Here is a 23453-nt window from a genome sequence, read left to right on the forward strand (position 1 = left end):
TGGATTTCAAACTAGGATTTTTCAGCGGCTGCACGCGCCTGCATATAGGCTTGTTCTGCAATTTCGCCCCAGCGGATACCGTTTGTGCGCGCCTCTGAGAAGCTTTTGAATATACGGCCCGTTAGCTCATCATTTTGTGCGGTTTCGGTTAAAACTTCGGCTGATACGCTTGCAAGTCTGGTTAGGATATCCTGTGAAAATTCTTTCAGTAATACACCGTGGTCATTAACAAGCGTATTGAGTGCCCGTGCGTTATTCAGCGTAAACTCAGAGAACATTATGTCGTTTTCGGCGGCGCTTGCTGCCCGAACGATTTCCTGCTCGCGCTCGGACATATCTTCCCATAGGTCCTTATTGAGGCCTAGTGATAGTGTTGTGCCGGGTTCGTGAATTCCAGGATAGTAATAGTTTTTCACGATTGTATGGAAACCAAAGGCCAGATCATTCCAGGGGCCAATCCATTCTGTGGCGTCAATATTGCCCTGACTAAGGGCCTGGAATATCTCGCCGCCCTGTTTGGTCACGGGGGCTGCACCCAAACGTTTCATCACTTCACCACCGAGGCCAGGCATACGGATGCGAAGACCCTGAAAATCGTCGATCGCGTTGATATCGCGCTGGAACCAGCCACCCATTTGAACGCCTGTGTTTCCGGCCATAAAGGGTTTGACGTTGAAGCCACCAGCAAGCTCGTCCCATAGTTCCTGGCCGCCACCAAAACGCACCCAGGCATTCATTTCATTCGCGGTCATGCCCATCGGGACAGCCGCAAAGAAATTAAAACCTTGAGATTTACCTTGCCAGTAATATTCAGCGGCGTGATACATATCCGCCTTGCCTTGGCTAACGGCATCAAAACCACCAAGCGCTCCAACCAGCTCTCCAGCTGCATAAACTTTAATGCTGATTTGACCATCTGATAGCGTTTCAATTCGTTTGGCCAATCTTTCAGCACCTGTGCCGAGGCCCGGGAAATTCTTAGGCCAGCTCGTCACCATTTTCAGGTTGCGTTTTTTGGATAAAATCGCTGGCCCGCCGCCAGTGTTTTCCTGAGCGCCGCTGTCGCATGCTGCTACAAGTGCAGCAGCGCCCGCGATGCCTGCTTTCTTTAAAAAAGAGCGTCTGTTATTTGAGGGAACAGAAGTTTTCTCTGTTTTATTGAACTCTATGCCGTGTGATGCGGTTTTTTCTGAATTGCTCACTGGCTTACCCCTCCTGATAACGATGCAATTGTGCTTTATTTATCACTCTAATGCCGAGCAATGAAATAGAAAAATTCTGATTAGAATACATAGCGCCTCAGACGTAATTGTCGAGGAAATATTATTTCACGAGGTCGTCAGTTTCAATATCGTACCAGCCGTGCTGACCAAGGCGCTCCAAAGGCTTAAAACGACGCTTGTAATTCATCTTTTGGCTTCCGCTGACCCAGTAGCCTAAATAGACATACGGTTGGTTGGCAATTTTCGCCCGCTCGATATGATTTAGGATAATATAGGTACCCAAACTACGGTTTTGTTCATGGATATCAAAAAAGCTGTAAACCATTGACAAACCATCAGAAAGTTCATCGGTCAAACCAACCGCCATAAGTTTCTGGTCTAAAACACGGCGATATTCGATGATGCTTGTGCTAACCGGGCTTGTTTCTACCATGTCTGCATATTCATCGATTGTCATGGAGGCCATGCTGCCGTCCTTGTGACGGTCATTTAAATATTCGCTAAGAAGATTAAACTGTTCTTCGGTTACTGTTGCAGGTTTCACTTCTATTTTAATGTCGCTATTCAGCTTGAGAATTCTGCGCTGTGATTTGCTAAGGGTATGTTCAAGCGCGCGAACACGTACTGATATACAGGCGCTACAGGCTTCGCAGGCAGGGCGATACACAACAGACTGGCTGCGACGAAACCCAACCTTACCTAAGGCTTCATTTAGCGATGCTGCGTCCGGTCCGTTTAATTCGGTAAAAACCTTACGTTCAATCTGACCATCAATATACGGACACGGTGATGGTGCCGTAACATAAAATTTGGGAAATTGAAGCCCTTGATCAGTCATGTTGAAAATGAACTCCCTTACTCATCACTATAACAAATTATAGTACCAAGGTACAAAAATTGTAAACGCAGCCCAGATAATAAAGATCAAAGGTGTACCAACCCTTAAGAAATCATTGAATTTATAATGCCCGGGGGCCATCACAAGCAAATTGGTCTGATAACTCATTGGTGTTGCAAAACTGCAGTTTGCACCAAATATAACAGCAAGCAAAAACGGCATCGGTTCAATGCCTAAAGTGGCAGCAATAGAAACGGCAATTGGTGTGAAAAGAACGGCTGTTGCGTTGTTTGACAGAACATTTGTTAAAAGGGCGACCATCAGGAAAAAACCTGAAAGCAAGGCCCAAACGGGCGCAGCTGATAACAGGTCCACAACGCTGTGGGCAATCCATGCTGCGCCGCCAGTTCCTTGCATTGCGGTTCCAAGCGCTAGTGAAGCCCCAACAATTGTAAACACACGCCTGTCAATCGCGCGACCAGCTTGCCGGACGTTTAGGCAACGGGTTAACAACATCATGGTAGCACCTGCAAGAGCTGCAACTGTGATTGGTAAAATTCCTGTCGCGGCTGTCCCGACGACACCGCAAAAGACTGCTTGGGCGCGTTTCGCATATGCCTGCATTTGCATGTCGGATGCGGACGACTCCATCAGGAGTACATCGCGGTTGTTCCTAAGCGCGAGCACGTTGGCGCGGCTGCCCATCACCAGAAGAACATCACCTGCTTCAATGCGTAACTGCGATATGGATGCGCGGATCATGCGGCTGCGGCGTTGAACGCCGAGCACGGTGCAGCCAGTGTCTGCACGAAAACCACTTTGGGCAAGGGTGCGGCTATCCAGTCGGGAGGCTGGTGCAACAACCGCTTCTGCAATGACGCGTCGTTGGTTGGCGGCTTCGCGTTCTTCTTCGCTGCCCTCTGCGCTAGCGACAAGGTCAGGGCTTGCGTTCAAAAGTTCCGTCATCACATTGCGTGTCGCAGCAACCAGAATGACATCGCCGGCTTCTAATGTGATATCGTCATAGGGCGGCAGCAGTCGGGTTTGACCGCGCTCAATCATACGAACGGTAACATCCTTGAGGCCTGGGAACATTCCTGATACTGCGCGTTCGCCGACCATGTCGTCCTTTGGCCCCAACTCAAGTTGGAAGAGGAATTGTTTGCCGCCGCTACCCGCAAGTTTTCCTGCTAATCCTTCGCGGTCAACCAATAATTTGGGGGCAATAAAGATCACGTAGGCTAGACCAACCAAAGCCATTACAGCACCTGGGATTGTGAAATCGAAGAACCCAAGTTGTCCGCCGCCGGCGTTTTCAAAGGCACCAATTGCAAGCAGGTTTGTGCTCGAGCCGATAATCGTCATGTTTCCGCCGAGGATCGCAACAAAACTTAGCGGCATCATGACAGTCGCTGTTTTCTTGCCCAATTTATCGGCGAGCGTTGCAAGGATCGGGATGAACATAACAACAACAGGTGTGTTGTTTAAAAACGCGGATACGACCATTACAATGACCAAGCATGCTATGATCGTTGTTTTCGGGTACTTGCCACCAAAATTAACAAGCAGGGATGCTGGACCGTTTAATGCCCCAGTTTGCAACAGTCCTTGCCCGACAACCAACAAGCTTAGGATGGTAATCAGGGCGGGGTCCGCAAAACCCATAAGTAAATCTTTTGTCGAGATTGATTTTGTAACGTCAGTGTCCTGAAGGGGGAGGACATGGAAGATAAATAAAAGAAGAGCAACAGTTGTAATTGATGATAGCTCTAGTGGAATGCGATCATTTGCATAAGCGATGATTGCCCCGACCACGACCGCAAATGTTAGCCACATTTGTATTGTTGGCTCAACGAATTCCATAAATTCCGTTTCTTATCTTATGATAATCAGTATTTTATTATCGAAATTTAACGGTTTTATAGTTCGGGTACAAGCTATTAATAGTTCAATAGCAATGCCTTATGCTGTTTCGTTAAGGTAAACTTATTAACGACGGCCGGAAATACTTGGTGGCACTACTGGTGCTTCACGCAGTACCAGAATGGTCACGCGCCGGTTTTCAATACGACTTGGATTGTCTGGATATAGGGGGTCCGTTGACGCTTTTCCAGTCACTTCAAAGAAGCGATCATCGGTCACGCCGGTTTCCGAAAGGACCTTCAAGGCCGAGTTGCCACGGTCAGCGCTTAAGTCCCAATTGGAATAGCCGTTTGCACCGCGGAATTGGCCACCGTCTGTATGGCCCTGAATTGTTATCCGGTTTGGTAAGGTTTGAACGGAGGCTCCAACCTCGCGAATAAGTGTTTCCGCGTACCCATAAAGTTCCGCTGTACCGCTTCTGAACATTGCTCTGCGATCTTTATCGATCAACTGAATTTTCAGACCGTCTTCGGTGATTTCAAAGAGAACCTGTTCTGATAAATCAGATAATGTTGGCGAGGCCTGCATTGCAATTCGCATCTGATCTTGAAGCTGCTCGAACGCAAGATCCTCTGCTTCCTTGACGCGATTATTGATAACGTCAGCAGCAAAATCGGGATCACCGCCGCCTTCTTGGTCAGTTCCAGTTTCCTCACCAGTGTTTGGGCCGCCAGGAGGGGGGCCAATTTGTTGGATAATAGCGACAGGCGTTGGGTTGTTACCATTTGCGTCTGAACTTGGGGCATTAACTGCATCGGAACCAGTCCGCCCTTCGATCGCAGCCGTAGTCGGCGTAAAATAATCCGCGAGGCCCGCGAGTGTTTCCGGTGGCGCAACATTTAAAAGCCAAAGAAGCATGAAGAAGGCCATCATCGCTGTCACGAAGTCCGCATAGGCTACTTTCCACGCACCACCGTGGTGGCCGCCGCCTTCAACCTTGATAACCTTTTTAATAATCGGCTTTTCGTTGCTATCGTCTGCCAATTGTCTTCTCCGCTTAATCTATCAACGCACTATAATATGGTTAATATTAACAAGTGGTTGCTAAATTCGAGAATATTTACACTATTTTTTGGCTAACCCAGATAATTCAGCAAAATCGTAATGAAAAGCCCAATTAAAGCTATGTTGCTCAACATAAAAACGCCGAAGCGATGCATAACTTTATTGTATGTTATATGAATGATGGAATGAACGATGCGAAGGCCAACATAAGCCCAGGCAAATGTAACACTTAGTTCACTCGCAAGGCCGGAGACCATGGCACCAATACATAAAGCATAAAATAGCACCGGGGCTTCAAATTGGTGATTATAATTTTCTGCGGCATAACGCGCGGGGGCGGGCAGCGACGATGTTGCAGCTTTATCCTGCATCTGTTCGTTTGTTGGCTTTGCTTTCGCCATCGCGGGAATTCTGCGCGCATAAAGGATGAATAAGAGCACAATACCAAGACCAATCTGTGCCAAAATAGGGCCCATCAAATCTACATTCGTTATCGATAAATTCATCTTACTCTCCCGATGTTTTTGGAGTTAATGTCAGAATATCTTCAGCGTTTTCAGGAATGGTTTTACTGGTTTTGATCTCAATAAATTCAGTTTTTAACCAATATGGGAACAGGTCACTGTAGTGGTGGGAAAACGGATTTCCTGATTGACCAGTTGGCTGAATATACAAAGATTTTTCGAGATCATTCATATCAAAAAGACCTCGGTAACTTGGGCCATGCCCTGATACATGAAGACTGTTTGGATTAGTGCTGTTTCCTGCAACATTTATGGTGTTCGTGCTGCCGTTCACTGGGGCCTTGATCTCAAAATAATCTTTAATGCCGTCAACTTGGCTGAAAGGCCGGTGGGACTGTGTAAGGATATGCACATTACCCCACTTCCATTGCTTCCAGTCACTACCGTGCTTGGCAGTAAGGTCAGAAATCGTGTCTTCAAACGCTTGCCGGGCCAGCATCCCGCATGTTTCAACTGTATCAGTGGTATTTTTATTGTCGCACCATGCTAGTGCTGCATCCCTGTCGATGGGTTCCAGTGCATAATAGGCGTTATCCGCTGATGGCGTTTCGATTGACCAATACAGGCTACTTTTGATTAGGCGTGGGTTGATGCGCCTGAAGCTATCATACATTTCGCCAAATTCGTCTTTGAGCAATAGTTCCTGATAATGGTTTGTCCATGTATGAAAAATCAGAGGCTCAACAAGGTCGATGCCCATTGCACCGTCCCAGCCAGCAAGTGCTTTTACGCGGTCATCATCTTGATCAAGGAAATGAATGAACCACGGTTTTACATCGCGGGCCATGTCTGACACATAATCATCCTGAAGCGCAGCGAAGCTCGCTAAATCATGTGGGGCTTTGGCCTTTAATTCAGCCCTGATCCGATTGCCGCGGTAGGGAAGCGCCCAATCGCGGTTAATGAAATGTGGATAATCGTTATCAACGATTTTCTCGTTAGCGGTTGCGATGATGCCGCCTTCGGGGTTTTCCCGTGTTGGAAGCTCATCATAAGGGATATATCCCTGCCAGTCGTATTTTTCGTCCCATCCTGGCGATGGCAGGCGGCCGTTGATGGCATTGTCTGGTTTACGGACCGGTACAAGAGCAGGGGCATAATATCCGATATTCCCGTCGGTATCCGCATACACCATATTTTGCTCGGGACCGTAATAATAAGTACCCGCAGCTTTAAATTCTTCAAAGTTTTGTGCACGGCCAAGCTTCAATAGCCCTGTGACACCAGTGTCTTTGTCACCGAGCGCTGTCCACTGCATCGCGAGCACATATTTTTCACCAAAGAATTTGCTAGCACGGGGTGCGATGTCAGAGATTACAGGGCCATGACGGGTTTCGCGAACATCAAGTGTGATATCTTCACCGTCTTTAACCTTGATAATTTCTTTCCGAATAATGAAATCAGCAGGCCCGTCAGGAGTTAAATACTGACCGTTGTCCAATAGTTTCTCGACAAAAACATCCTGACTGTCTGGAAGGACGTTCGTGAAGCCCCAAGCGATTTTATCATTGCGCCCTAGGACGATAGACGGCGAACCGGGGAATGTAACACCAACTGTGTTTCGCCCGGTTGTCGTATTGTGAAGCCTTGCGAGGTACCATATGGACGGTGTGGTCAATCCGAGGTGCGGGTCATTTGCGAGGAGCGGTTTACCGGATTTTGTGTGCTCGCCAGAAATGACCCAATTGTTGGAGCCATATCCCTCTGGCTTGGTTGGCGGTAGTGCGGCTACAACATCGGTCAGGTTTAAATCGCTGTAGATTTCCCTCAGGTTGGGAAAGGGTGTTTCTTCGTCACCGTTATAGGGTGGATATAGTGAACGAATTTGTTCCGGTGTAAACTTTGAAAACAGTTCTGCGCGCGCGAGTTCATGACGCATATTACCCGAAAGGTCGAGCCACATCATTTTTTGCCAGACCATTGTGTCTACGGGTTTCCAGGGTTCTGGCGTAACGCCGAGAATTAAAAACTCTGGCGGAAGGGCGCTTTTGTTGTTTTCGATGAAGGCATTTACGCCGGCTGCGTAGGCTTGCAGCATCTTTTTTGATTCCACATTCAGATTATCATAAGCGGACTGGGCGCGCCCAGTGAAGCCAAGGGTTCTGAAATACCGGTCAAAGCCAATTACTGGCTCACCGAGTATTTCCGCGAGCCTTCCGTGACCAATTCTGCGGTTTGATTCCATTTGCCACAAACGGTCTTGTGCGTGAACAAAGCCAGTTGCAAAGGCGATATCAAAATCATCATTTCCAATGATATGGGGAATACCATGATTATCACGGGCAACGGTTACAGCGTTCGTAATGCCATCCAGTGTTATTTCACCGCTGACTTGGGGTAGGCTCGATCTTAACCAGCCATATCCAATCGCCGCACCAATGACGATAAATCCAATTAAAAAGATGAAAAATATCTTTAAACCCCGCATCCAAAGCTCCCCTTCTGGACAAGTTGATCATATCTGCTTATGTCACATAGCAAGATGACTCGCTTACCTTATGCTAGACTGTTCAGTCCATCAAAGAAAAAGAAAGTGAGCCACGAATAATTTACAATATTTTGTATCATTAAAATGGTTTGGAGATTGGATATGCCAGAAATCAAAGTGCCAGAAAACGAAGCATCAGAAATCAAAGTCGCTTTTTTAGGGTTAGGGGTTATGGGATATCCGATGGCAGGGCATCTGGCGCGTGCAGGCTATGCTGTCACTGTTTATAACCGAACAACGGCGAAGGCTGAGGCGTGGGTCGAGGACTATTCAGCACAGTTAGATGATACCGCTGAGATATATATGGCGCCAACGGTCGCGGGTGCAGTTGCGGACGCAGATTTTGTTTTTGCATGCGTTGGTGCTGATAAGGATGTTGCAGAGGTTTGTATCGGTGATAATGGTGCTTTTGCCTCCATGAAATCGGGGTCGGTATTTGTGGATCACACAACGGCATCTGCTGAGTGCGCGCGCGATATGTATGCTGCTGCAAAAGAAGCTGGTATCGGTTTTCTGGATGCGCCGGTATCAGGCGGCGAAGCAGGGGCAGTCAACGGTGTTTTGACTGTTATGTGCGGCGGTGACGACGCAGTATTCAACCGCGCGGAGTCCGTAATCGCAGCCTTTTCAAAATCTTGTAAATTGTTGGGCGGAGCTGGTGCGGGTCAGTTGACCAAGATGGCAAACCAAGTGTGTATCGCGGGTATTGTTCAGGGTCTTTCAGAAGCGCTGAACCTAGCGATGGAGGCCGGATTGGACGCAAACGCGGTTGTTGATGTGATTTCAAAAGGTGCTGCCCAAAGCTGGCAAATGGAAAACCGCGCCAGCACGATGATCAACGGCGAGTTTGATTTTGGTTTTGCTGTTGACTGGATGCGTAAGGATTTGGGAATTGTTTTGAATGAAGCTAATAACCTGGGTGTTTCAATGCCACTGACGGCACTTGTCGATCAGTTTTATGCGGATGTGCAGAAAATGGGCGGCAACAGGCAGGATACATCGAGCTTAATTCGTAGATTTCGCGGGTAACAACGTTTGACGAAATTAGCCGTATGATTTCAAAAAATATTAATGAAATTTCTATATAGAAAAGCTGATTAAAAATTCATGCGTGGAAATGATTGGGATCACGCATGAAGGGTATAGTTTAGGTCGAGGAACATGACAGATATAGATGATAGTGAAATACGGGAAGCCAGTGAACTGGCTTCTCAGATCAAAGCCAATGCACTGCGTGTCAATAGTGCCTCAAAGGGGCGGGCGCAGTTTCTGACGGAAGTCGTCGAAGGGTCGCGTGAAATTACGGCAAGTGTTGAAGAAATTCAGGAGCGCTCGCAAGCGAACAACAGCGTTCTTCTTAAAACAAGCGACGATGTTCACAAGGTAACAAGCGAAATGAATGGTATTCTAACGTCGCTTGAACAAAATATGGCGCTTGCCAACAAGATGACTGAGATGCTGGATAAATTCGAAAGCCAGTTTCGGCGTGTTGAAGAAATTTCTGGCGAGATCACAACAATTTCCAAGCAAACGAATATGTTGGCCTTGAACGCAATGATCGAAGCAAAGCGGGCTGGTAAATACGGCGCAGGGTTTACAGTTGTAGCCCAGGAAGTTAAGGAACTGGCTGCAAATACCCAATCCAGTGCGAACGAGATTGATACCATGATGTCAACACTGTTTGGTGAATTGGGGCCAATCATGGATGACTGTAAAACGTTGAATGCTGATATGTCATCGTGCGCCGAGCATGGCAAGCATAGTATGGCACAAATTGTCGATGTTGGCAGTGCTGTTGATTCTGCGGTGGAACGTACGCGTGAAACTGGCGAACAGGCTGCGAAACAGGTTACTTCATTTGCCGCAGTCGTTGAACAGTTAAATGAATTAAAAAAAGAAACCGAGGCTGCTATTTCCGGATCGGCAAAGAATGCGGAAATTGCAGGTCGAATTGTCGAGTTAATGAGTAAGCAATAAAGGCAAAGATTCTATGGCTGATGCGAACGGGAGTATGTCGGTCTGTTTTTGGGATGCGGTCAAGGAGCGTTCAACCGTTCGCCGTGCCTTATTGGTTGCTTCTATTGTTGGCACGCTGTTGTGCCTTATCAATCAATGGGAAGCAATCATAGGCGGTTTCATAGGGGTTAACTGGTTCAAGGTTGTCTTAACCTATATGGTACCGTTTAGTGTATCCACATACTCTACGGCTGCCAGCAAAGTTGATTTTGCAAAGAAGAATATGCAACCTGTTGAACAGCCATCTGTTGAATAAATAAAAAATCACCTCATATGCATAATGACACTTAAAGCAGAGGTCTTATGCATAAAATCATTGGTGTGATAATTTCCTTATTTATCCTGTTTATCATTGGGGTTGCTGTTTTTGATAAGCCCGTTGTCAAGGCTGTTTACCCTGCAACCGTAATCGGCGGTAAGGCACAGCCTGGTAGTCAGGTTTTTGATGGTTCCCCCAGTCAGGTGTCGGGGCAATCCTATTATCTTGTTGTAGTAATAAAGGCACCAAATGATAATGAGGATAAGGCAGAAGAGATACGACTGGAGAATAGCTATAGCCATGATCTTGTTGCCAAAATGATTGGCACAGACGTGACAATTGAATATGTTGAAACCGCGTCGGGGCTTGGTTCATTATATCGACTTAGCGACGCCAGCGTGCAAGCGCTCCTGAAATACCGGACTTAAACTTCCATTTGTGATGAAAATTATAGTGTTTACGCAGTTTTCCGGTTGACTCTATCCCTTATTCCTTATAACTACGCCGCACAAATATGAATGGTCAGGGCAATGGTGCTCTGTCCGCACAGGCTAATAACAAGTGTTGGATTAACCCTCACATCGCCTGTGGTGCTAATTTAAAGGAGCAATTCGCATGACTAAGCGTATTCAAGCGAAGTACAAAATCGACCGTCGTATGGGCGAAAACATCTGGGGCCGTGCTAAGTCACCAGTAAACTCACGTGATTATGGTCCAGGTCAACACGGTCAGCGCCGTAAAGGCAAGCTTTCTGACTTTGGTATCCAGCTTCGTGCCAAGCAAAAACTTAAAGGTTACTATGGTAGCATCAGCGAGAAGCAATTCCGCCGCTACTATGATGATGCTGCACGCCGCAAGGGTGATACAGGCGAAAACCTTGTTGGTATCCTTGAGACACGCCTTGACGCAATCGTATACCGCGCGAAATTTGTACCAACAGTTTTCGCTGCACGTCAATTCGTGAACCACGGCCACGTTCTTGTAAACGGCCGTCGTTGCAATATTCCTTCTGCACGTATCCGCCCAGGTGACGTTGTTGAGATCCGTGAAAAATCACGTGGTATCCCAATGGTTATCGAAGCGGGTCAAAGCCCAGAGCGCGAAGTTCCTGAGTATGTAACTGTAGACGGCGCGAAAGCAACATTTGTTCGCGTACCAACGCTTGACGAAGTTCCATATCCTGTGATTATGGAACCGAACCTCGTGGTCGAGTTCTACTCTCGTTAATTCTATCACTGTTTATTCAGTTTTGAATTACCCAAATTACGAAGCCGTTCAGTATTATGCTGGACGGTTTTTTGTATCCAGCATAATCAGCACGATGCCATTCAAAATTCACATCCAGCGTGAAGTCATCGTCTTATGAAAAATCACTTATCATGCACACAGTATTTTTTTGGGTGAATACTCGAAAAATGATTACCTAATTATAGTATCCAGCGTTGTTAGCCATGTTGAAGCATATTGTTGATAATGGTTGATTGAAATACACTTTAAAATGGCATACATTATCGTTAGATATTTTTGAGCGAGAACTGGTACAGCGCTGGTGCGGTTTTGCACATTTAAAAAATGTGCGAAATCAGTAGTTCCTATTTTGCATTAATTACACTCTCGTTAATTCTATTATTTATTTTAGGGGATTTTATGACTGAGCGAGTTCAAATTTTTCACCATATGGGAAGTAAGCGCGAGACGTTCATTTACAAAAATGAAGATGGAAGTCTGACACTTAGAACTGAAAATGAGGGTGTACGTGTATTGCGCGATGGAGTTAATCCTCGTGAATGTGAAGTGACGTTAGATACATTGCGTGAGCGATTTAAAGGTAGTTCTTTATTGTCAAAAATTGAAGAAGCAGTAATGGCAGCTGATTAGTAAGGGCTAGTATGACTGACGGTGATTTTGAAAATGCTGAAATTGTTGAAAGCGCAAAAGCAATACAAGAGGTGGCCAAAACAACAGGAAAAGCCATCGATGGTTTGCAAAGTTCTGGCAGTTTTTTTGGCAAGATTTTTGGCGGCTTAGTTGAAGACGGGGTTGGAATTGTAGCTGATAAAGTAAAATTTATGCGCTTTGAAAGAGCCGCTGAATTAGCAAGTAAAGCTGAAAAAATATTAGAGGAAAGAGGTATTGGTGAAGATGATCTAACGAAAGCTGTACCACCTAAAACGGCTATTCCTCTTATTGAAAACGCTACGTTAGAAGACGATGATAATTTGCATGATTTATGGGCAAAGTTGTTAGCTAATGCAATGGATCCAAATATGTCGATTGAGGTTAACAGGATACATGTATCGTTGTTGAAGGAGTTGGAACAAATTGATGTGATGATTTTGAATACTATCTTTAATGATAAAGTTAGAACTGTTGCCAGTGAGAAGTTAGATGATGTTTTGTATGATAAATCAAAAATTATAAAAGGTTTTAATTTTTCTCCTGAAGCTGTTGAACTTTCATTGCTTAATCTAATGCGAGTCGGCTGCATTAAGCCAGGTGTTATAGTGAATCCTGGTATAGCTATGGGGGGACAGCCTGCCACGGCTTATAAAGGAACTGACATGTTTCATCTATCCCAACTAGGGCTAAACTTGTGTCAAGCTGTTTCCTGATGCAAGTGATGTTTTAGAACGGTGGTTATACTAGTTCCTAAACGTGGCATTTAGTCAAGCACCGTATTTAAAGGTTATCTATGACCGTGTATGTTGATAATGCGATGATTCCGTTCCGGGGTATGCGGATGAGCCACATGCTCGCGGATACACGCGATGAGCTTTTACATATGGCGACTTTGCTGCAAACGGACCATAAGTGGATACAATATAAGGGAACTCACAAAGAGCATTTTGATATCTGCGAACGCCGCCGCTTGCTTGCGCTTGAATATGGCGCGATCGCAATTTCATACAAGCAGGCAGGGCGAATAGTCTATAGGCGGCGTAAGGGGCTTTAGCGTTAAAAACTAATAAGCCCTAGACACACACTGATCTAAATACAAGCTTGCAGCTTTACTGAGAGGCAAAACGTTGGCGATTACGTCGGCGAAGCTGCAATCCGATTACAGCAAAACCGAAAATTATCATCAACCATGTTGCTGGTTCGGGGATTGCCGTGACTGTAATCGATGAAATTGAGAAATCGTCATTGTTTTCGGTAAAGCCAGCGCCGATACCAAATACAGAGGCGAGCGGCGACCCCGAAGCAAATGTGAAACTGCTTGGGCTACCAGACGGGTCGAAATGCCCAATGAAATTGTCATAAACAATGCCGTTACCGTTTGTATCTGCAAAAAAGTCAAACTGATCATTGCGTTCAACAAAGGTAAATCCAATTCGTTCTATGCGAACAGGGATGTTAAACTCAAAGCGCGCTAGTTCGTTCTGATCCCTGCCATCAATACCAGCAAAGTCGTTTCCATTACGGTTGAAGCGAATGCCGCGTGATGTATCTTCCAGCGATGCATTATCATTAATAAAACCGGTAAAGGGCGCAATGTCATCGCTCGTATAAAAGCCAGTAACATTGACGCTGAGCGCATTTGCAAAATAAGTGAGCGATTGGTCGTCATTACGGGTTCCAGATGATGTAAAATCAAATGTTATACTGGCCTGCAATGATGCAGGGCTTGCAGCCAGTAATATTGCTAATCCGATTGATTTAAAGACATTCAACATTTCATCACCTTTACTAATGAATGTGGCATTGATCGCTTTAGTACCGCCAATGCTGGCAAAACCAAGATGAACGATAGCTGAAAACCTTAATTTTTTGTTTAACGCCAAAGGAATTTCATGAAATTCTTATGCCTAATTTGTAAGCTGTTTCATATTGGTACGGATTGGCTGGATAAAATGCGTTCGTGTATTGAAGAATCAAGAAAATGTAGGGAGCTAGCTAGTAACCAATTGATCCGAAATTTGGGATAATAACTGAGCCAACTATCAATATAGCGAATTTTGGTAATTTATTTATCAAGTAGATGTAGCAGTTTTTCTGGGATAATCGCGATATTACCGCGCCCACCGTTGCTGGATCGTGCAGTGAAGATTATCTGCGATCCGCCCATGTGCCAAATGGGGTGGCTCGCGGCAGTACCGGGTTTTGTTAGGCGTTTTGTTTCGCCGCTTATCAGGTCATGGATATAGATCGCAGCTTCGCCGCTTCTGTTTGAAGCGAAGGCGAGCTTATGACCATCTGGTGATAGACTTGGTACGAAATCATTGCCGTTGGATTTGATGATGTTTCTTATCTTTTTGGTTCTGATGTCCACGTGATAGATATGATCATTCTCGCCCTTGCTGCCATGGCGGGAAAAGAAATACAGCCCGCTACCTTCATGGTCAAAGCGTGGCCACATATCACGGTACTGCGTGGTAACAATTGCGGTAATGTCATTTGTCTTCGTATCGGCAACAAATATATCAAAATCAGGCCTTGGCCCCGCGAGGAAATTAGCGGGCTTGAGAACTGAGAATGCTATTTTTGTCCCGTCCGGTGATATGTCTGGGAATAGTTGATCACCGTCCGGCAAACCGTTTGTATATAAGGGCAGGGATACGTCGCCGCTTTCACTATCAATCGTCGCGAGCTTGTAAGAACCATCGACCTGTTTCACGGATGCCAACAGCTTCTGATTATCAGCATACCATACAGGCGGCGAGTTTACGGCAATACTGCTATTCGGAACATGTTGCCGCATTGTTTTAAAGTCATAAATTACCAGTTGGAGATCGCGGTCATTATTACCACTTCTCAGGAACGCAAGTTTCGACCCGTCAGGTGATAAGGCGGGCGTTCGTTCCTCAAGCGGGCTATTGGTGATTAGCGTGTGATCCATTACTCCTTGAAAGGCAGCAACCATAAAAAATGCAAAAATAATCATTAACTTTTTCATACAACCAGCCTATCAAAGGAATATAGATTTCACCACTTATCTATGGTTTAGGAAACAATGGCTGAAACTGAAAACCACGATCCTGTTATTCGTGCCTTAACTGGTGATGATACCGAGGCCCTGATCGCCCTGATTGGTGGCTGTTATAGTGAATATGAAGGTGTGTTCCTTGACCTTGATGATCTGGACAGCGATCTGAAATCCTACGCGGGTTACATCAAGGATAAGGGCGGTGAAGCCTTTGCCTTAGTTGATAAAAATACGCTTATTGGATGCGTTGCCTATGCCCCCCTTGAGGAGGGAAGCTATGAACTAAAGCGCATGTATCTTAATAAAGATCATCGAGGCAATGGTGAAGGCGGTAGGGGTAATGCCCTAATGCTTCTTCATCATGTGCTGGGTATTATGCGGGATAAAAAGGCTGATGCATTACACGCTTGGTCTGATGATCGCTTTACTCGTGCCCATCGGTTTTATGAACGCGAGGGGTTTGATCTTGTCGATGGAGATACGCGATTTTTACATGATATTTCAAATAGTACAGAAATTCACTTCGTAAAATACTTTAAGTAACAATCTCTTGTTAAGAATCGTTCGCACATTTGCTCCCTTGCCAGTGATCGCGCATCGGAGTACACCATTATAAGCGTTGGAAACAGCGCCTTTCATCAACCTAGGGGAGCCCGAGTATTGGGCTGAGAGTTTCGGCAGTGAACGGTTACGTTTTGCCTGAAAGACCCTTGAACCTGATCTGGCTAACACCAGCGTAGGAAACGGAGAAAATATCATGCCTGATACCATTGCAAAGGATTTTGCGGTCACCACTGGCGAATTGCCGGGCTCGAAGAAGATTTATGTAACTTCTGAAAACGACCCGAGTGTTAAGGTCGCGATGCGGGAAATCCACCTGCACCCAACGGCGAACGAAGAACCGGTTCGTGTGTACGATACCTCTGGCCCGTATTCTGACCCAAATTCCGAAATTGATATCTATAAGGGCCTTGCGCCGCGCCGCCGCGATTGGATCATTGCGCGCGGTGACGTTGAGGAATATGAAGGCCGCGAAATCAAGCCTGAAGATAACGGCAATGTGGAAGAGAAATACCTGGCACCCGAATTCCCGGTGAAGGTTCGCCCACTGCGCGCTAAGCCCGGCAAAAACGTATCCCAAATGCATTATGCAAAGCAGGGTATTGTAACGCCGGAAATGGAATATATTGCGGTGCGCGAAAACCTTGGCCGCAAGGAACTTAAAGAGAAGCTTGAGCGGGACGGTGCTCCCCTTGGTGCCCAAATTCCTGATTTCATTACGGGCGAGTTCGTGCGCAAGGAAATCGCCGAAGGCCGTGCGATTATCCCCGCGAACATCAACCACCCTGAAACTGAGCCAATGATTATCGGGCGTAATTTCCTCGTGAAAATCAACGCCAATATCGGGAACTCCGCGGTAACATCATCAATCGCGGAAGAGGTTGACAAAATGGTGTGGGCGACCCGCTGGGGCGCCGATAATGTGATGGACCTATCCACAGGCCGCAATATCCATAACACACGTGAATGGATCATCCGAAATTCACCAGTTCCAATCGGCACGGTGCCGATTTATCAGGCACTGGAAAAGGTAGATGGCATCGCCGAAAACCTGACGTGGGAAATTTACCGCGATACGCTGATTGAGCAGTGCGAGCAGGGCGTTGATTACTTTACGATCCACGCTGGTGTTCGCCTTGCATACATTCACCTGACGGCGAAGCGGGTAACGGGCATCGTATCGCGCGGTGGCTCCATTATGGCGAAATGGTGCTTGGCCCACCATAAGGAAAGCTTCCTCTACACGCATTTTGAAGAAATCTGCGAGATCATGAAGGCCTATGATGTTTCCTTCTCTTTGGGTGATGGCCTACGCCCCGGCAGTATTGCGGACGCGAACGACGAGGCGCAGTTTGCAGAGCTTCGCACCCTTGGTGAGCTAACGAAAATCGCATGGAAACATGATGTTCAGGTAATGATCGAAGGGCCGGGCCACGTACCGATGCACAAGATCAAACAGAATATGGATGAGCAGCTTAAGCACTGCCATGAGGCGCCGTTTTATACGCTTGGACCACTAACAACCGATATCGCGCCGGGTTATGACCATATCACATCGGGGATTGGCGCGGCGATGATCGGCTGGTTCGGGACCGCGATGCTCTGCTACGTAACGCCGAAGGAACACCTTGGCCTGCCGGACCGTGATGACGTGAAGGCGGGGGTGATTACCTATAAGCTTGCGGCGCACGCGGCTGACCTCGCGAAGGGGCACCCAACGGCGCAAATCCGTGATGATGCACTCTCTCGTGCGCGCTTCGAATTCCGCTGGGAAGATCAGTTCAACCTGTCCTTGGACCCTGAGACAGCGCGTGATTTCCATGATCAGACCCTGCCGAAGGAAGCGCACAAGGTAGCGCATTTCTGCTCTATGTGCGGACCGAAATTCTGCTCAATGGCGATTACACAGGAAGTGCGCGATTACGCTGATAATCTATCGGATAACGAGAAAGCAGACCTGGAGCGCCTGTCGGCAGAGGAAGGCATGAAACTGATGTCCGACGAGTTCAAAAAACACGGCGGCGAAGTTTATCTGCCAGCGGATGAGGTAGAACCGGCTGAGTAGAGTATTATTCTACTGTCATAAAAATATATGTCATACCGGGACTTGATCCCGGTATCCATTCTTCGTCATACTCGGTCTATGGCCTATTACGTTTATATTCTTGCCAGTAAAAAACATGGTACGCTTTACACCGGCGTTACCAACAATCTTTCTCGTCGTGTTTGGGAGCATAAGCAAGGTATTGGCTCAGATTTTACTAAGAAATACTCAGTACACCGTCTTGTCCACATTGAAGCTATTGATGATGTAAAGCTCGCTATTCAGCGCGAGAAAACACTCAAGGAATGGAAACGGGATTGGAAGATTGCATTGATCGAAAAAGATAACCCTGATTGGAATGATCTTTATAGCAGGTTAAATGCCTGAGTGCATGGACCCCGTGATCAAGTCACGGGGTGACAGGTTTATTCGATGTTGGTATTAAGGAATACTAGAGAAATAATCAGAGGTTGGGGGATATATGAATAATTTAGATACACTTTTACAAATGGAAATTTCAGGCCGTGAAAAACTATTGTGGTCAGGGCGACCAAAACAGGGTTTGAAGTTCTCTGCGATCGATTGGTTTTTGATACCTTTTTCAATATTATGGCTGTTAGCCCCTATCGGTATGTTGATTGCGGGTGAAGAAAATGTTCAAAATAACTCTGGGCTACCATTTTTGGTAATTCCACTAATATTTTTATGTATTGGTGGTTATGTCTTATTTGGGCGATTTATTCATGATGCATTTCGCAGAAAAAAGACAATATATGGCCTAACTGATAAACGGGTAATTTTTATTAGCAAAAGCGGTATTAAATCTGTCCCGATTAATGAAGCAGTAGAAATTCACTTTAAAGAAAATCGCAAGAGCAGATCGACTATTCAGTTTGGAGCATCGCCATCTTTATTCTCTTCCAGTGGAAATCACCCTTTTAATCTTTTGGGTGGTGCACCAATAGTGCCTACTTTTGAGCAAATCGAAAATGGCACTGAAGTGTATAAAATGATTAAAAAACAAATGTCATTATAAACAGTTTTTTTAAATGAGCGGAATTATTGGCGGGAAGTCAGTGCAATAAACCCCACCATCATATCCAATGGTGGGGCCCAAATCATTAATTGCTCAGGCAATGCGTTCCTGTTTTTGGTCCACTTCAACAAGCATATTGATCAAGGGGCGGGCGATGATCATCAGGGTAACAATACCCATACCGGCTAGCACCGCGAAGAAAGTCAAGTTCGCACCTGTTGTATCGCTTAAGAGGATCAGGCTTTCGGCAAATCCTTGAACATTTGTTTCGGGATTAAGTGATAGGAACACCCGCCCGAGCGCAAGCGTGCCGTAAACGAGGGTCAGGATACGCACAGTCGCGAGCGGCACATCGGTGCTGCATCGAACAATCGCCTTCAAAAGCACGGCGCCAGACGCAGAAAAGAGGGCCGTAATAATGAGCGCAAGCGCGACATTGAGGACAAGATAACTGATAAAATATGTAAGCATGGTTAGCTCCTCTTTGTTGGACGTTTAGGTGATAGTATAATCGGTGGTGTAGAAGTGTTTTGCGGATTTTGGGTGTTCTTCTGTTGCTCCCTTCTCAGGCGCATACGGTTCCATTCATAGACCGCGCGCGACAGGATATGGTCATAAAGGAAGGCGGAAACCTGCCGAATAATCGGTAGCTCGATCAGGCGCCCCACAATGGCCAGGCCCGGAATTTCCTTCCAAAGGGCGGTAATGCCATCAACCCCAATCCGCGGGACGCCCGCAGCATCAACCACATAAATGCGCCGGAACGCCATTTCCTGGGTGATGCCAAGGCCGAGCAGGGCATTTTTATTTTCGTCTCGCGAGATATCGACCCAATCAAGCGGTGCATCCACGGCTTCGCTCATACGTTTGTAGCGTTCCATCTCTGTCCGGCAAATGGGGCACGCACCATTATAGTAGCTGGTAGTGCGCTGGTTAGTATTCTGTTTGTTATGCTGTCTTTTATGCAGGGGCACGGCCTTTTCCTCTCCTGAATAGATATGTAAAGCCTGAGCAAAACGCACCACCAAGCGCACCCATACCTGCAAGGGTTGCATATAACGTCAAATCAGATCTGGGCGGGTTAATGATTGCAATAATTACGATGGATGCAGTTGCCCCATAGAGAATTGTTGCGAGAAGGTTTTCGCCTGTATATCGCCTGATAATGATCCAAATAAAAGCCATTGGCGGAACGACAAAAATACTGATAAGCGTACCATACAAAGCGGCAGCTACAGCATAAATAGGCTTTTCTAACAAACCGAAACAAACTGCGACACTTATAAAGGCAAGGTATGTACAGCCAACTGTACGCCCGAAACTTGGAAAATGAACAGGTCTGTCATGGGTAAGTTTCATATTTTCTCCTTTTCGGTTGTGTCGGTTATTTCTGTCAAAACAGAAATTTAAAGATAAATTTTTTGCTACTTTCCAGTTATCTCTTCAAATCAATCGGTATCTTTGCCTTTTGGCAGGAACTTCGCGACGCCTGTGCCGAGCTTCATCAGGGCAACCAGTGTGGGCTTCGGTAGCTTTTGCATCTTCTCGTACCATGAGGCGAGGGTTTCAATAAACTCAAGCATGCGGAACATGCGTTCCTTCACTTCGTCAGCAATTTCTGGGTCCTCTGACGCATCGAGCTTTGTATCACGCAGTAGCGAAAGCGTTGGATCAATTTCCCGCTTTTTGCGCTCTGCAACAATGGTTAGTAGCATGGTCCACAGGTCTTTTTCCGCAGTGAAGTGATCACGCCTGTCACCCAGTTTTTGTGTTACCCGCACCAACTGCCATGCCTGCAATTCCTTCAGCGATGTAGACACGTTCGAGCGCGCGATACCTAGTGTTTCCGAAATTTCTTCGGCAGTCAGGGCATCCGGTGACAAATAGAGAAGGGCATGGATCTGTGAGACCGAACGGTTCACGCCCCAGCGTGTGCCCATTTCTCCCCAGTGCAGGATGTATCGTTCTATGCTTGGTGTAATCTTCATATCATCTATATAGGCATATCTGTAATTTCTGTCAATACAGAAATTACAGATATTATTGTAGTTAATGATAACATCATAGACGTCGATCTTCTCCGCGACATCGGTGCATCTTGCATAACCCCTTATAATAAGCCACGATAAACATCTTATTTTTGGGGAGAGGATTATGCGTTGGAATAGTATTGTTTGGGTTTCCGTCGTTTTGATTTTCTACTGTGCCTCTATTGCACGTGCAGATGCTAGTCGTATTAGCCGAATAGAGCACTCAAACTGGATAGAAGGGCTGTATCCTGAGGGTAATTGGAGCGTTAAATTTTCTGATAACGAGGTCGAATATTCCTGTTCAGATTGTAAACAGCCGACAAAGGTGAAAATTGAAATTATTCCTATAGCAGAGTCTGTTGACTATCAAGGATTGGTAGCAAGGTATTTCTCTGATCGCAGGCAATATTGCGCGAGGATCGTTTCGCCGCATAATCGTGGGTGCACGCGCTCAGAAACCCTAAATTTAAACTGGGTGGGTAAAGGGTTTCTTTCCGAAGAGGTCGTCAATGGATATCGTAACTTGGAATTTATACTCATTACGAATGATCCCCTTTATGGACGAGATATTATAAAGGCGACGATCTCTATCGCTGGTGATGATAAATTACCTGATCGTGTTACTGAATTTTTTGAATGGAACTTAAGAAGACTAACTGTCTATTGGTAAAACATTGATGTGATTTATAAGGGAGTGGATTATGCTCTCTGTCCACGCTCTAAAATAAACCATTCCACAATCAACAGGTTCGGGACCCAGCTTATCCATGCGAGGACGGGATAAAACTCTGAAAAGCTCATGCCAGACGCGAAGAAAAGGCCGAGATAAACCCTTAGTGTTACACCAGATAGGGTGAGGGCGTAGCTTCGGATCATCCAGCGTTTGTGGGCTTCCACATTTTTTGCGCGGATGCTCGTGAAAGCAAGCGTTGCTGAATAGAACCAGATGATCGCCATTGTTGCAAACCCGACCTTGGCAACAAGCCCGCCCGAGGCCGTGAGCGCGAGCGTAAAGCCCGCAATCGCGCTCAGGAGCACCGAGGCCACATAGGTCCGCCCGAGCCATCGATGAAGACCCGTATATTTAGCGCGAAGTTTGGTGACAAATTGAAACGGGCCGATCAGCATGGCGATACCACCGAGCGCCATGTGGGCGTATCCTGCGAGCGGGCTGGTGCTGAAAATATTGCTGATAAATGGGTTTCGCATCGCCGGCGCACCGACGCTGAAAAAGGCATAGCCCGCAACGCCAATGGCAAGGATGGTCATCACCACCCAGAGTATTTTTCTGATCATCATATTTCCCCGCATCTTTTATTTATTGTAGGCGTGTTAGCTCCGCTTGTAAATTTTTACGCGCTTGCGCTTCATAACGATCATAGAAATGATGTGTGTAGTATATGCGCGGCGTATTAAGGGTCGTGCGGATGAAATCGCTGCGGCCTTTCGCGAACATTTCATCGGGTACAAACGCAAATTCCTTACGCACATTTGACGCGTAGCGCGCGTACACATCAGGCGGTGTGCCGAGGATCGTCATATCGGCATCCAGAAAGCTATCGCTCTCTAGATCACCCAATGGTTTATGTTCCTTTGTCGCTAAAATCCGTTTATGTACGATTTTGATATCCGCGATATGTATATCAAGCGCCGCCATGCTATCGGCTGCCCAATCGGCACTTTTTTTCTCATTATCGGGGGCGCCCGCTATGTAAACCGCATCATGAAACCATGTGGCGAGGAAATTATTAGTTGTGAGTTGTTTGGCCCTTTCGAGGTCTTCCAGCATAGCCTCAATATGCCTAAGGCCATGATAATGGCGTGACGGCGAAGAGTAAGCGTCAAATAAATCAGAAAAAATATCAAGCGCCAGGCTGCTATCGCCGATATGATTTTTCCACGCCTCTTCATATAGTGAACGATCCTGCGCCATAAAACCCTTTCAAAATACTGTGCTGTTTCATTAGCATAGCGGCAATAATATGTTTCCCGATAGACTAACCCTGTGGTGCTGGTTAAGGTAGCATGAGTTAGCGAAATGATAGTGGAACAATAGCGTTATGAGCAAGATTTGTCTTTTTATATCTATGGTAATGAGCCTTTTGGTGTTGGTGGAAACAGCGGTCGCACAAGATGGCAAGATTGTTGATCAATTTCTTAAATGCGGTGAGATTGCGGATGATACTGCTCGGCTTGCCTGTCTGGATGATTTGCTTGGAACGGTGAATAAGACGCGGTCGGAGTTCGCGGAGAAGGCGGAAGCTCAGAAAAAAGCGGACTTTGGCAAACGCACCAAAGATGATCCTGATTCAATTGATACGATTAAAGCTGGTATTGAGCGCTTTACTCAAAATAACGTTTCCAAAAACTATACATTTTTTCTAGATAACGGGCAGGTTTGGCGAACGAACTCTTCCGGTAAAAAAATACGCATTCCCTCAAAGCCAAGTTATGTGGTGATAGAACGGGCTGTGTTCGGCAGCTTTAAGATCACGGTTTATAATGATAAGGGCCGTAATAGCCGGACGGTTAAAGCAAAGAGGGTGCAGTAAGCATTGGGCTTGCGATTGTTGTCCCCATCG

Annotated in this window: 28 protein-coding genes and 1 riboswitch; of the genes, 14 read left to right on the forward strand and 14 right to left on the reverse strand. The window is 46.3% G+C overall.

The window, feature by feature from the left end; all coding sequences use genetic code 11:
- Window positions 1-11: 11 nt before the first annotated feature.
- The 6 genes from KFF44_RS07300 to KFF44_RS07325 all read right to left on the reverse strand — a co-directional run bounded on the left by KFF44_RS07300 (window position 12) and on the right by KFF44_RS07325 (window position 7941).
- A complete protein-coding gene (locus KFF44_RS07300) occupies window positions 12-1169 on the reverse strand; it encodes a TRAP transporter substrate-binding protein (RefSeq protein ID WP_370691149.1) in 1158 nt (385 codons plus the stop codon).
- A 154-nt stretch (window positions 1170-1323) separates the two neighbouring features.
- A complete protein-coding gene (locus KFF44_RS07305) occupies window positions 1324-2061 on the reverse strand; it encodes an arginyltransferase (protein ID WP_255938546.1) in 738 nt (245 codons plus the stop codon).
- Between the two features lie 27 nt (window positions 2062-2088).
- Window positions 2089-3924: an SLC13 family permease gene (locus KFF44_RS07310; RefSeq protein ID WP_255938547.1), complete on the reverse strand. Its 1836-nt coding sequence runs from the start codon at window positions 3922-3924 to the stop codon at window positions 2089-2091.
- Window positions 3925-4050: 126 nt separating this feature from the next.
- Window positions 4051-4968 carry a flagellar motor protein MotB gene (locus KFF44_RS07315; protein ID WP_255938548.1) on the reverse strand — a complete coding sequence of 306 codons (918 nt, stop codon included), beginning with the start codon at window positions 4966-4968 and terminating at the stop codon, window positions 4051-4053.
- 92 nt (window positions 4969-5060) lie between these two features.
- Window positions 5061-5495, reverse strand: a complete 435-nt coding sequence (locus KFF44_RS07320; protein ID WP_255938549.1) for an MAPEG family protein — start codon at window positions 5493-5495, stop codon at window positions 5061-5063.
- Window position 5496: 1 nt separating this feature from the next.
- Window positions 5497-7941, reverse strand: a complete 2445-nt coding sequence (locus tag KFF44_RS07325) for a penicillin acylase family protein (protein ID WP_255938550.1) — start codon at window positions 7939-7941, stop codon at window positions 5497-5499.
- Window positions 7942-8103: 162 nt separating this feature from the next.
- On the opposite strand from KFF44_RS07325, the gene KFF44_RS07330 reads away from it, so the two are divergent.
- From KFF44_RS07330 to KFF44_RS07365, 8 genes are all read left to right on the forward strand, one after another.
- Complete coding sequence (locus KFF44_RS07330; RefSeq protein ID WP_255938551.1) at window positions 8104-9030, forward strand: NAD(P)-dependent oxidoreductase; 927 nt, start codon at window positions 8104-8106, stop codon at window positions 9028-9030.
- Window positions 9031-9162: 132 nt separating this feature from the next.
- Window positions 9163-9978: a methyl-accepting chemotaxis protein gene (locus KFF44_RS07335; RefSeq protein ID WP_255938552.1), complete on the forward strand. Its 816-nt coding sequence runs from the start codon at window positions 9163-9165 to the stop codon at window positions 9976-9978.
- Between the two features lie 13 nt (window positions 9979-9991).
- On the forward strand, window positions 9992-10273 hold the full coding sequence (gene nrtS / locus KFF44_RS07340; RefSeq protein ID WP_255938553.1) for a nitrate/nitrite transporter NrtS: 282 nt from the start codon (window positions 9992-9994) through the stop codon (window positions 10271-10273).
- A 47-nt stretch (window positions 10274-10320) separates the two neighbouring features.
- Window positions 10321-10704 (forward strand): hypothetical protein, encoded by a 384-nt coding sequence (locus KFF44_RS07345; protein ID WP_255938554.1) that lies wholly within the window; start codon window positions 10321-10323, stop codon window positions 10702-10704.
- Between the two features lie 187 nt (window positions 10705-10891).
- Window positions 10892-11503 carry a 30S ribosomal protein S4 gene (gene rpsD, locus KFF44_RS07350; protein WP_255938556.1) on the forward strand — a complete coding sequence of 204 codons (612 nt, stop codon included), beginning with the start codon at window positions 10892-10894 and terminating at the stop codon, window positions 11501-11503.
- Window positions 11504-11923: 420 nt separating this feature from the next.
- The gene (locus tag KFF44_RS07355; RefSeq protein WP_255938557.1) at window positions 11924-12154 is read left to right on the forward strand and encodes a hypothetical protein; all 231 of its coding nucleotides are present in this window, start codon (window positions 11924-11926) and stop codon (window positions 12152-12154) included.
- Window positions 12155-12165: 11 nt separating this feature from the next.
- Window positions 12166-12888 (forward strand): Abi-alpha family protein, encoded by a 723-nt coding sequence (locus tag KFF44_RS07360; protein ID WP_255938558.1) that lies wholly within the window; start codon window positions 12166-12168, stop codon window positions 12886-12888.
- Window positions 12889-12968: 80 nt separating this feature from the next.
- Window positions 12969-13229: a DUF4031 domain-containing protein gene (locus KFF44_RS07365; protein ID WP_255938559.1), complete on the forward strand. Its 261-nt coding sequence runs from the start codon at window positions 12969-12971 to the stop codon at window positions 13227-13229.
- A 55-nt stretch (window positions 13230-13284) separates the two neighbouring features.
- On the opposite strand, the gene KFF44_RS07370 is transcribed toward KFF44_RS07365, so the two are convergent.
- Together KFF44_RS07370 and KFF44_RS07375 are read right to left on the reverse strand one after the other, a co-directional pair.
- Window positions 13285-14058: a PEPxxWA-CTERM sorting domain-containing protein gene (locus KFF44_RS07370; protein ID WP_255938560.1), complete on the reverse strand. Its 774-nt coding sequence runs from the start codon at window positions 14056-14058 to the stop codon at window positions 13285-13287.
- A gap of 182 nt (window positions 14059-14240) precedes the next feature.
- Complete coding sequence (locus KFF44_RS07375) at window positions 14241-15170, reverse strand: DPP IV N-terminal domain-containing protein (protein WP_255938561.1); 930 nt, start codon at window positions 15168-15170, stop codon at window positions 14241-14243.
- A gap of 57 nt (window positions 15171-15227) precedes the next feature.
- On the opposite strand from KFF44_RS07375, the gene KFF44_RS07380 reads away from it, so the two are divergent.
- The 4 genes from KFF44_RS07380 (at window position 15228) to KFF44_RS07395 (ending at window position 18841) form a co-directional block, all read left to right on the forward strand.
- Entirely contained in the window at window positions 15228-15743 is a 516-nt protein-coding gene (locus KFF44_RS07380; RefSeq protein ID WP_255938562.1) for a GNAT family N-acetyltransferase, read from the forward strand.
- Between the two features lie 92 nt (window positions 15744-15835).
- A riboswitch (TPP riboswitch) is annotated at window positions 15836-15960 on the forward strand.
- Window positions 15958-17826 carry a phosphomethylpyrimidine synthase ThiC gene (gene thiC, locus KFF44_RS07385; RefSeq protein WP_255938563.1) on the forward strand — a complete coding sequence of 623 codons (1869 nt, stop codon included), beginning with the start codon at window positions 15958-15960 and terminating at the stop codon, window positions 17824-17826. It overlaps the preceding riboswitch by 3 nt.
- Window positions 17827-17853: 27 nt before the next feature.
- Window positions 17854-18192, forward strand: a complete 339-nt coding sequence (locus KFF44_RS07390) for a GIY-YIG nuclease family protein (RefSeq protein ID WP_255938564.1) — start codon at window positions 17854-17856, stop codon at window positions 18190-18192.
- Window positions 18193-18286: 94 nt separating this feature from the next.
- Complete coding sequence (locus tag KFF44_RS07395) at window positions 18287-18841, forward strand: hypothetical protein (protein ID WP_255938565.1); 555 nt, start codon at window positions 18287-18289, stop codon at window positions 18839-18841.
- A 93-nt stretch (window positions 18842-18934) separates the two neighbouring features.
- Here KFF44_RS07395 and KFF44_RS07400 read toward each other — a convergent pair whose 3' ends face one another.
- From KFF44_RS07400 to KFF44_RS07415, 4 genes are all read right to left on the reverse strand, one after another.
- The gene (locus tag KFF44_RS07400) at window positions 18935-19312 is read right to left on the reverse strand and encodes a hypothetical protein (protein WP_255938566.1); all 378 of its coding nucleotides are present in this window, start codon (window positions 19310-19312) and stop codon (window positions 18935-18937) included.
- 2 nt (window positions 19313-19314) lie between these two features.
- Window positions 19315-19815 carry a thiol-disulfide oxidoreductase DCC family protein gene (locus KFF44_RS07405; protein ID WP_255938567.1) on the reverse strand — a complete coding sequence of 167 codons (501 nt, stop codon included), beginning with the start codon at window positions 19813-19815 and terminating at the stop codon, window positions 19315-19317.
- Window positions 19802-20200, reverse strand: coding sequence for a hypothetical protein (locus KFF44_RS07410; RefSeq protein WP_255938568.1), 399 nt, complete (start codon window positions 20198-20200; stop codon window positions 19802-19804). The genes KFF44_RS07405 and KFF44_RS07410 overlap by 14 nt, the downstream gene beginning before the upstream one ends.
- 89 nt (window positions 20201-20289) lie before the next feature.
- Complete coding sequence (locus KFF44_RS07415) at window positions 20290-20829, reverse strand: GbsR/MarR family transcriptional regulator (RefSeq protein ID WP_370691125.1); 540 nt, start codon at window positions 20827-20829, stop codon at window positions 20290-20292.
- Between the two features lie 166 nt (window positions 20830-20995).
- Between KFF44_RS07415 and KFF44_RS07420 the strand changes: the two genes are divergently transcribed.
- Complete coding sequence (locus tag KFF44_RS07420; RefSeq protein ID WP_255938573.1) at window positions 20996-21541, forward strand: hypothetical protein; 546 nt, start codon at window positions 20996-20998, stop codon at window positions 21539-21541.
- Window positions 21542-21570: 29 nt separating this feature from the next.
- Here the strand turns inward: KFF44_RS07420 and KFF44_RS07425 are convergent, their stop codons facing one another.
- Together KFF44_RS07425 and KFF44_RS07430 are read right to left on the reverse strand one after the other, a co-directional pair.
- Window positions 21571-22182 (reverse strand): DUF2306 domain-containing protein, encoded by a 612-nt coding sequence (locus KFF44_RS07425; protein ID WP_255938574.1) that lies wholly within the window; start codon window positions 22180-22182, stop codon window positions 21571-21573.
- 7 nt (window positions 22183-22189) lie between these two features.
- Window positions 22190-22804 (reverse strand): hypothetical protein, encoded by a 615-nt coding sequence (locus KFF44_RS07430; protein ID WP_255938575.1) that lies wholly within the window; start codon window positions 22802-22804, stop codon window positions 22190-22192.
- Between the two features lie 127 nt (window positions 22805-22931).
- On the opposite strand from KFF44_RS07430, the gene KFF44_RS07435 reads away from it, so the two are divergent.
- A complete protein-coding gene (locus tag KFF44_RS07435; protein WP_255938576.1) occupies window positions 22932-23423 on the forward strand; it encodes a hypothetical protein in 492 nt (163 codons plus the stop codon).
- Window positions 23424-23453: the final 30 nt, after the last annotated feature.

The organism is Kordiimonas sp. SCSIO 12610 (assembly GCF_024398015.1).
Classification (GTDB): Bacteria; Pseudomonadota; Alphaproteobacteria; order Sphingomonadales; family Kordiimonadaceae; genus CANLMI01.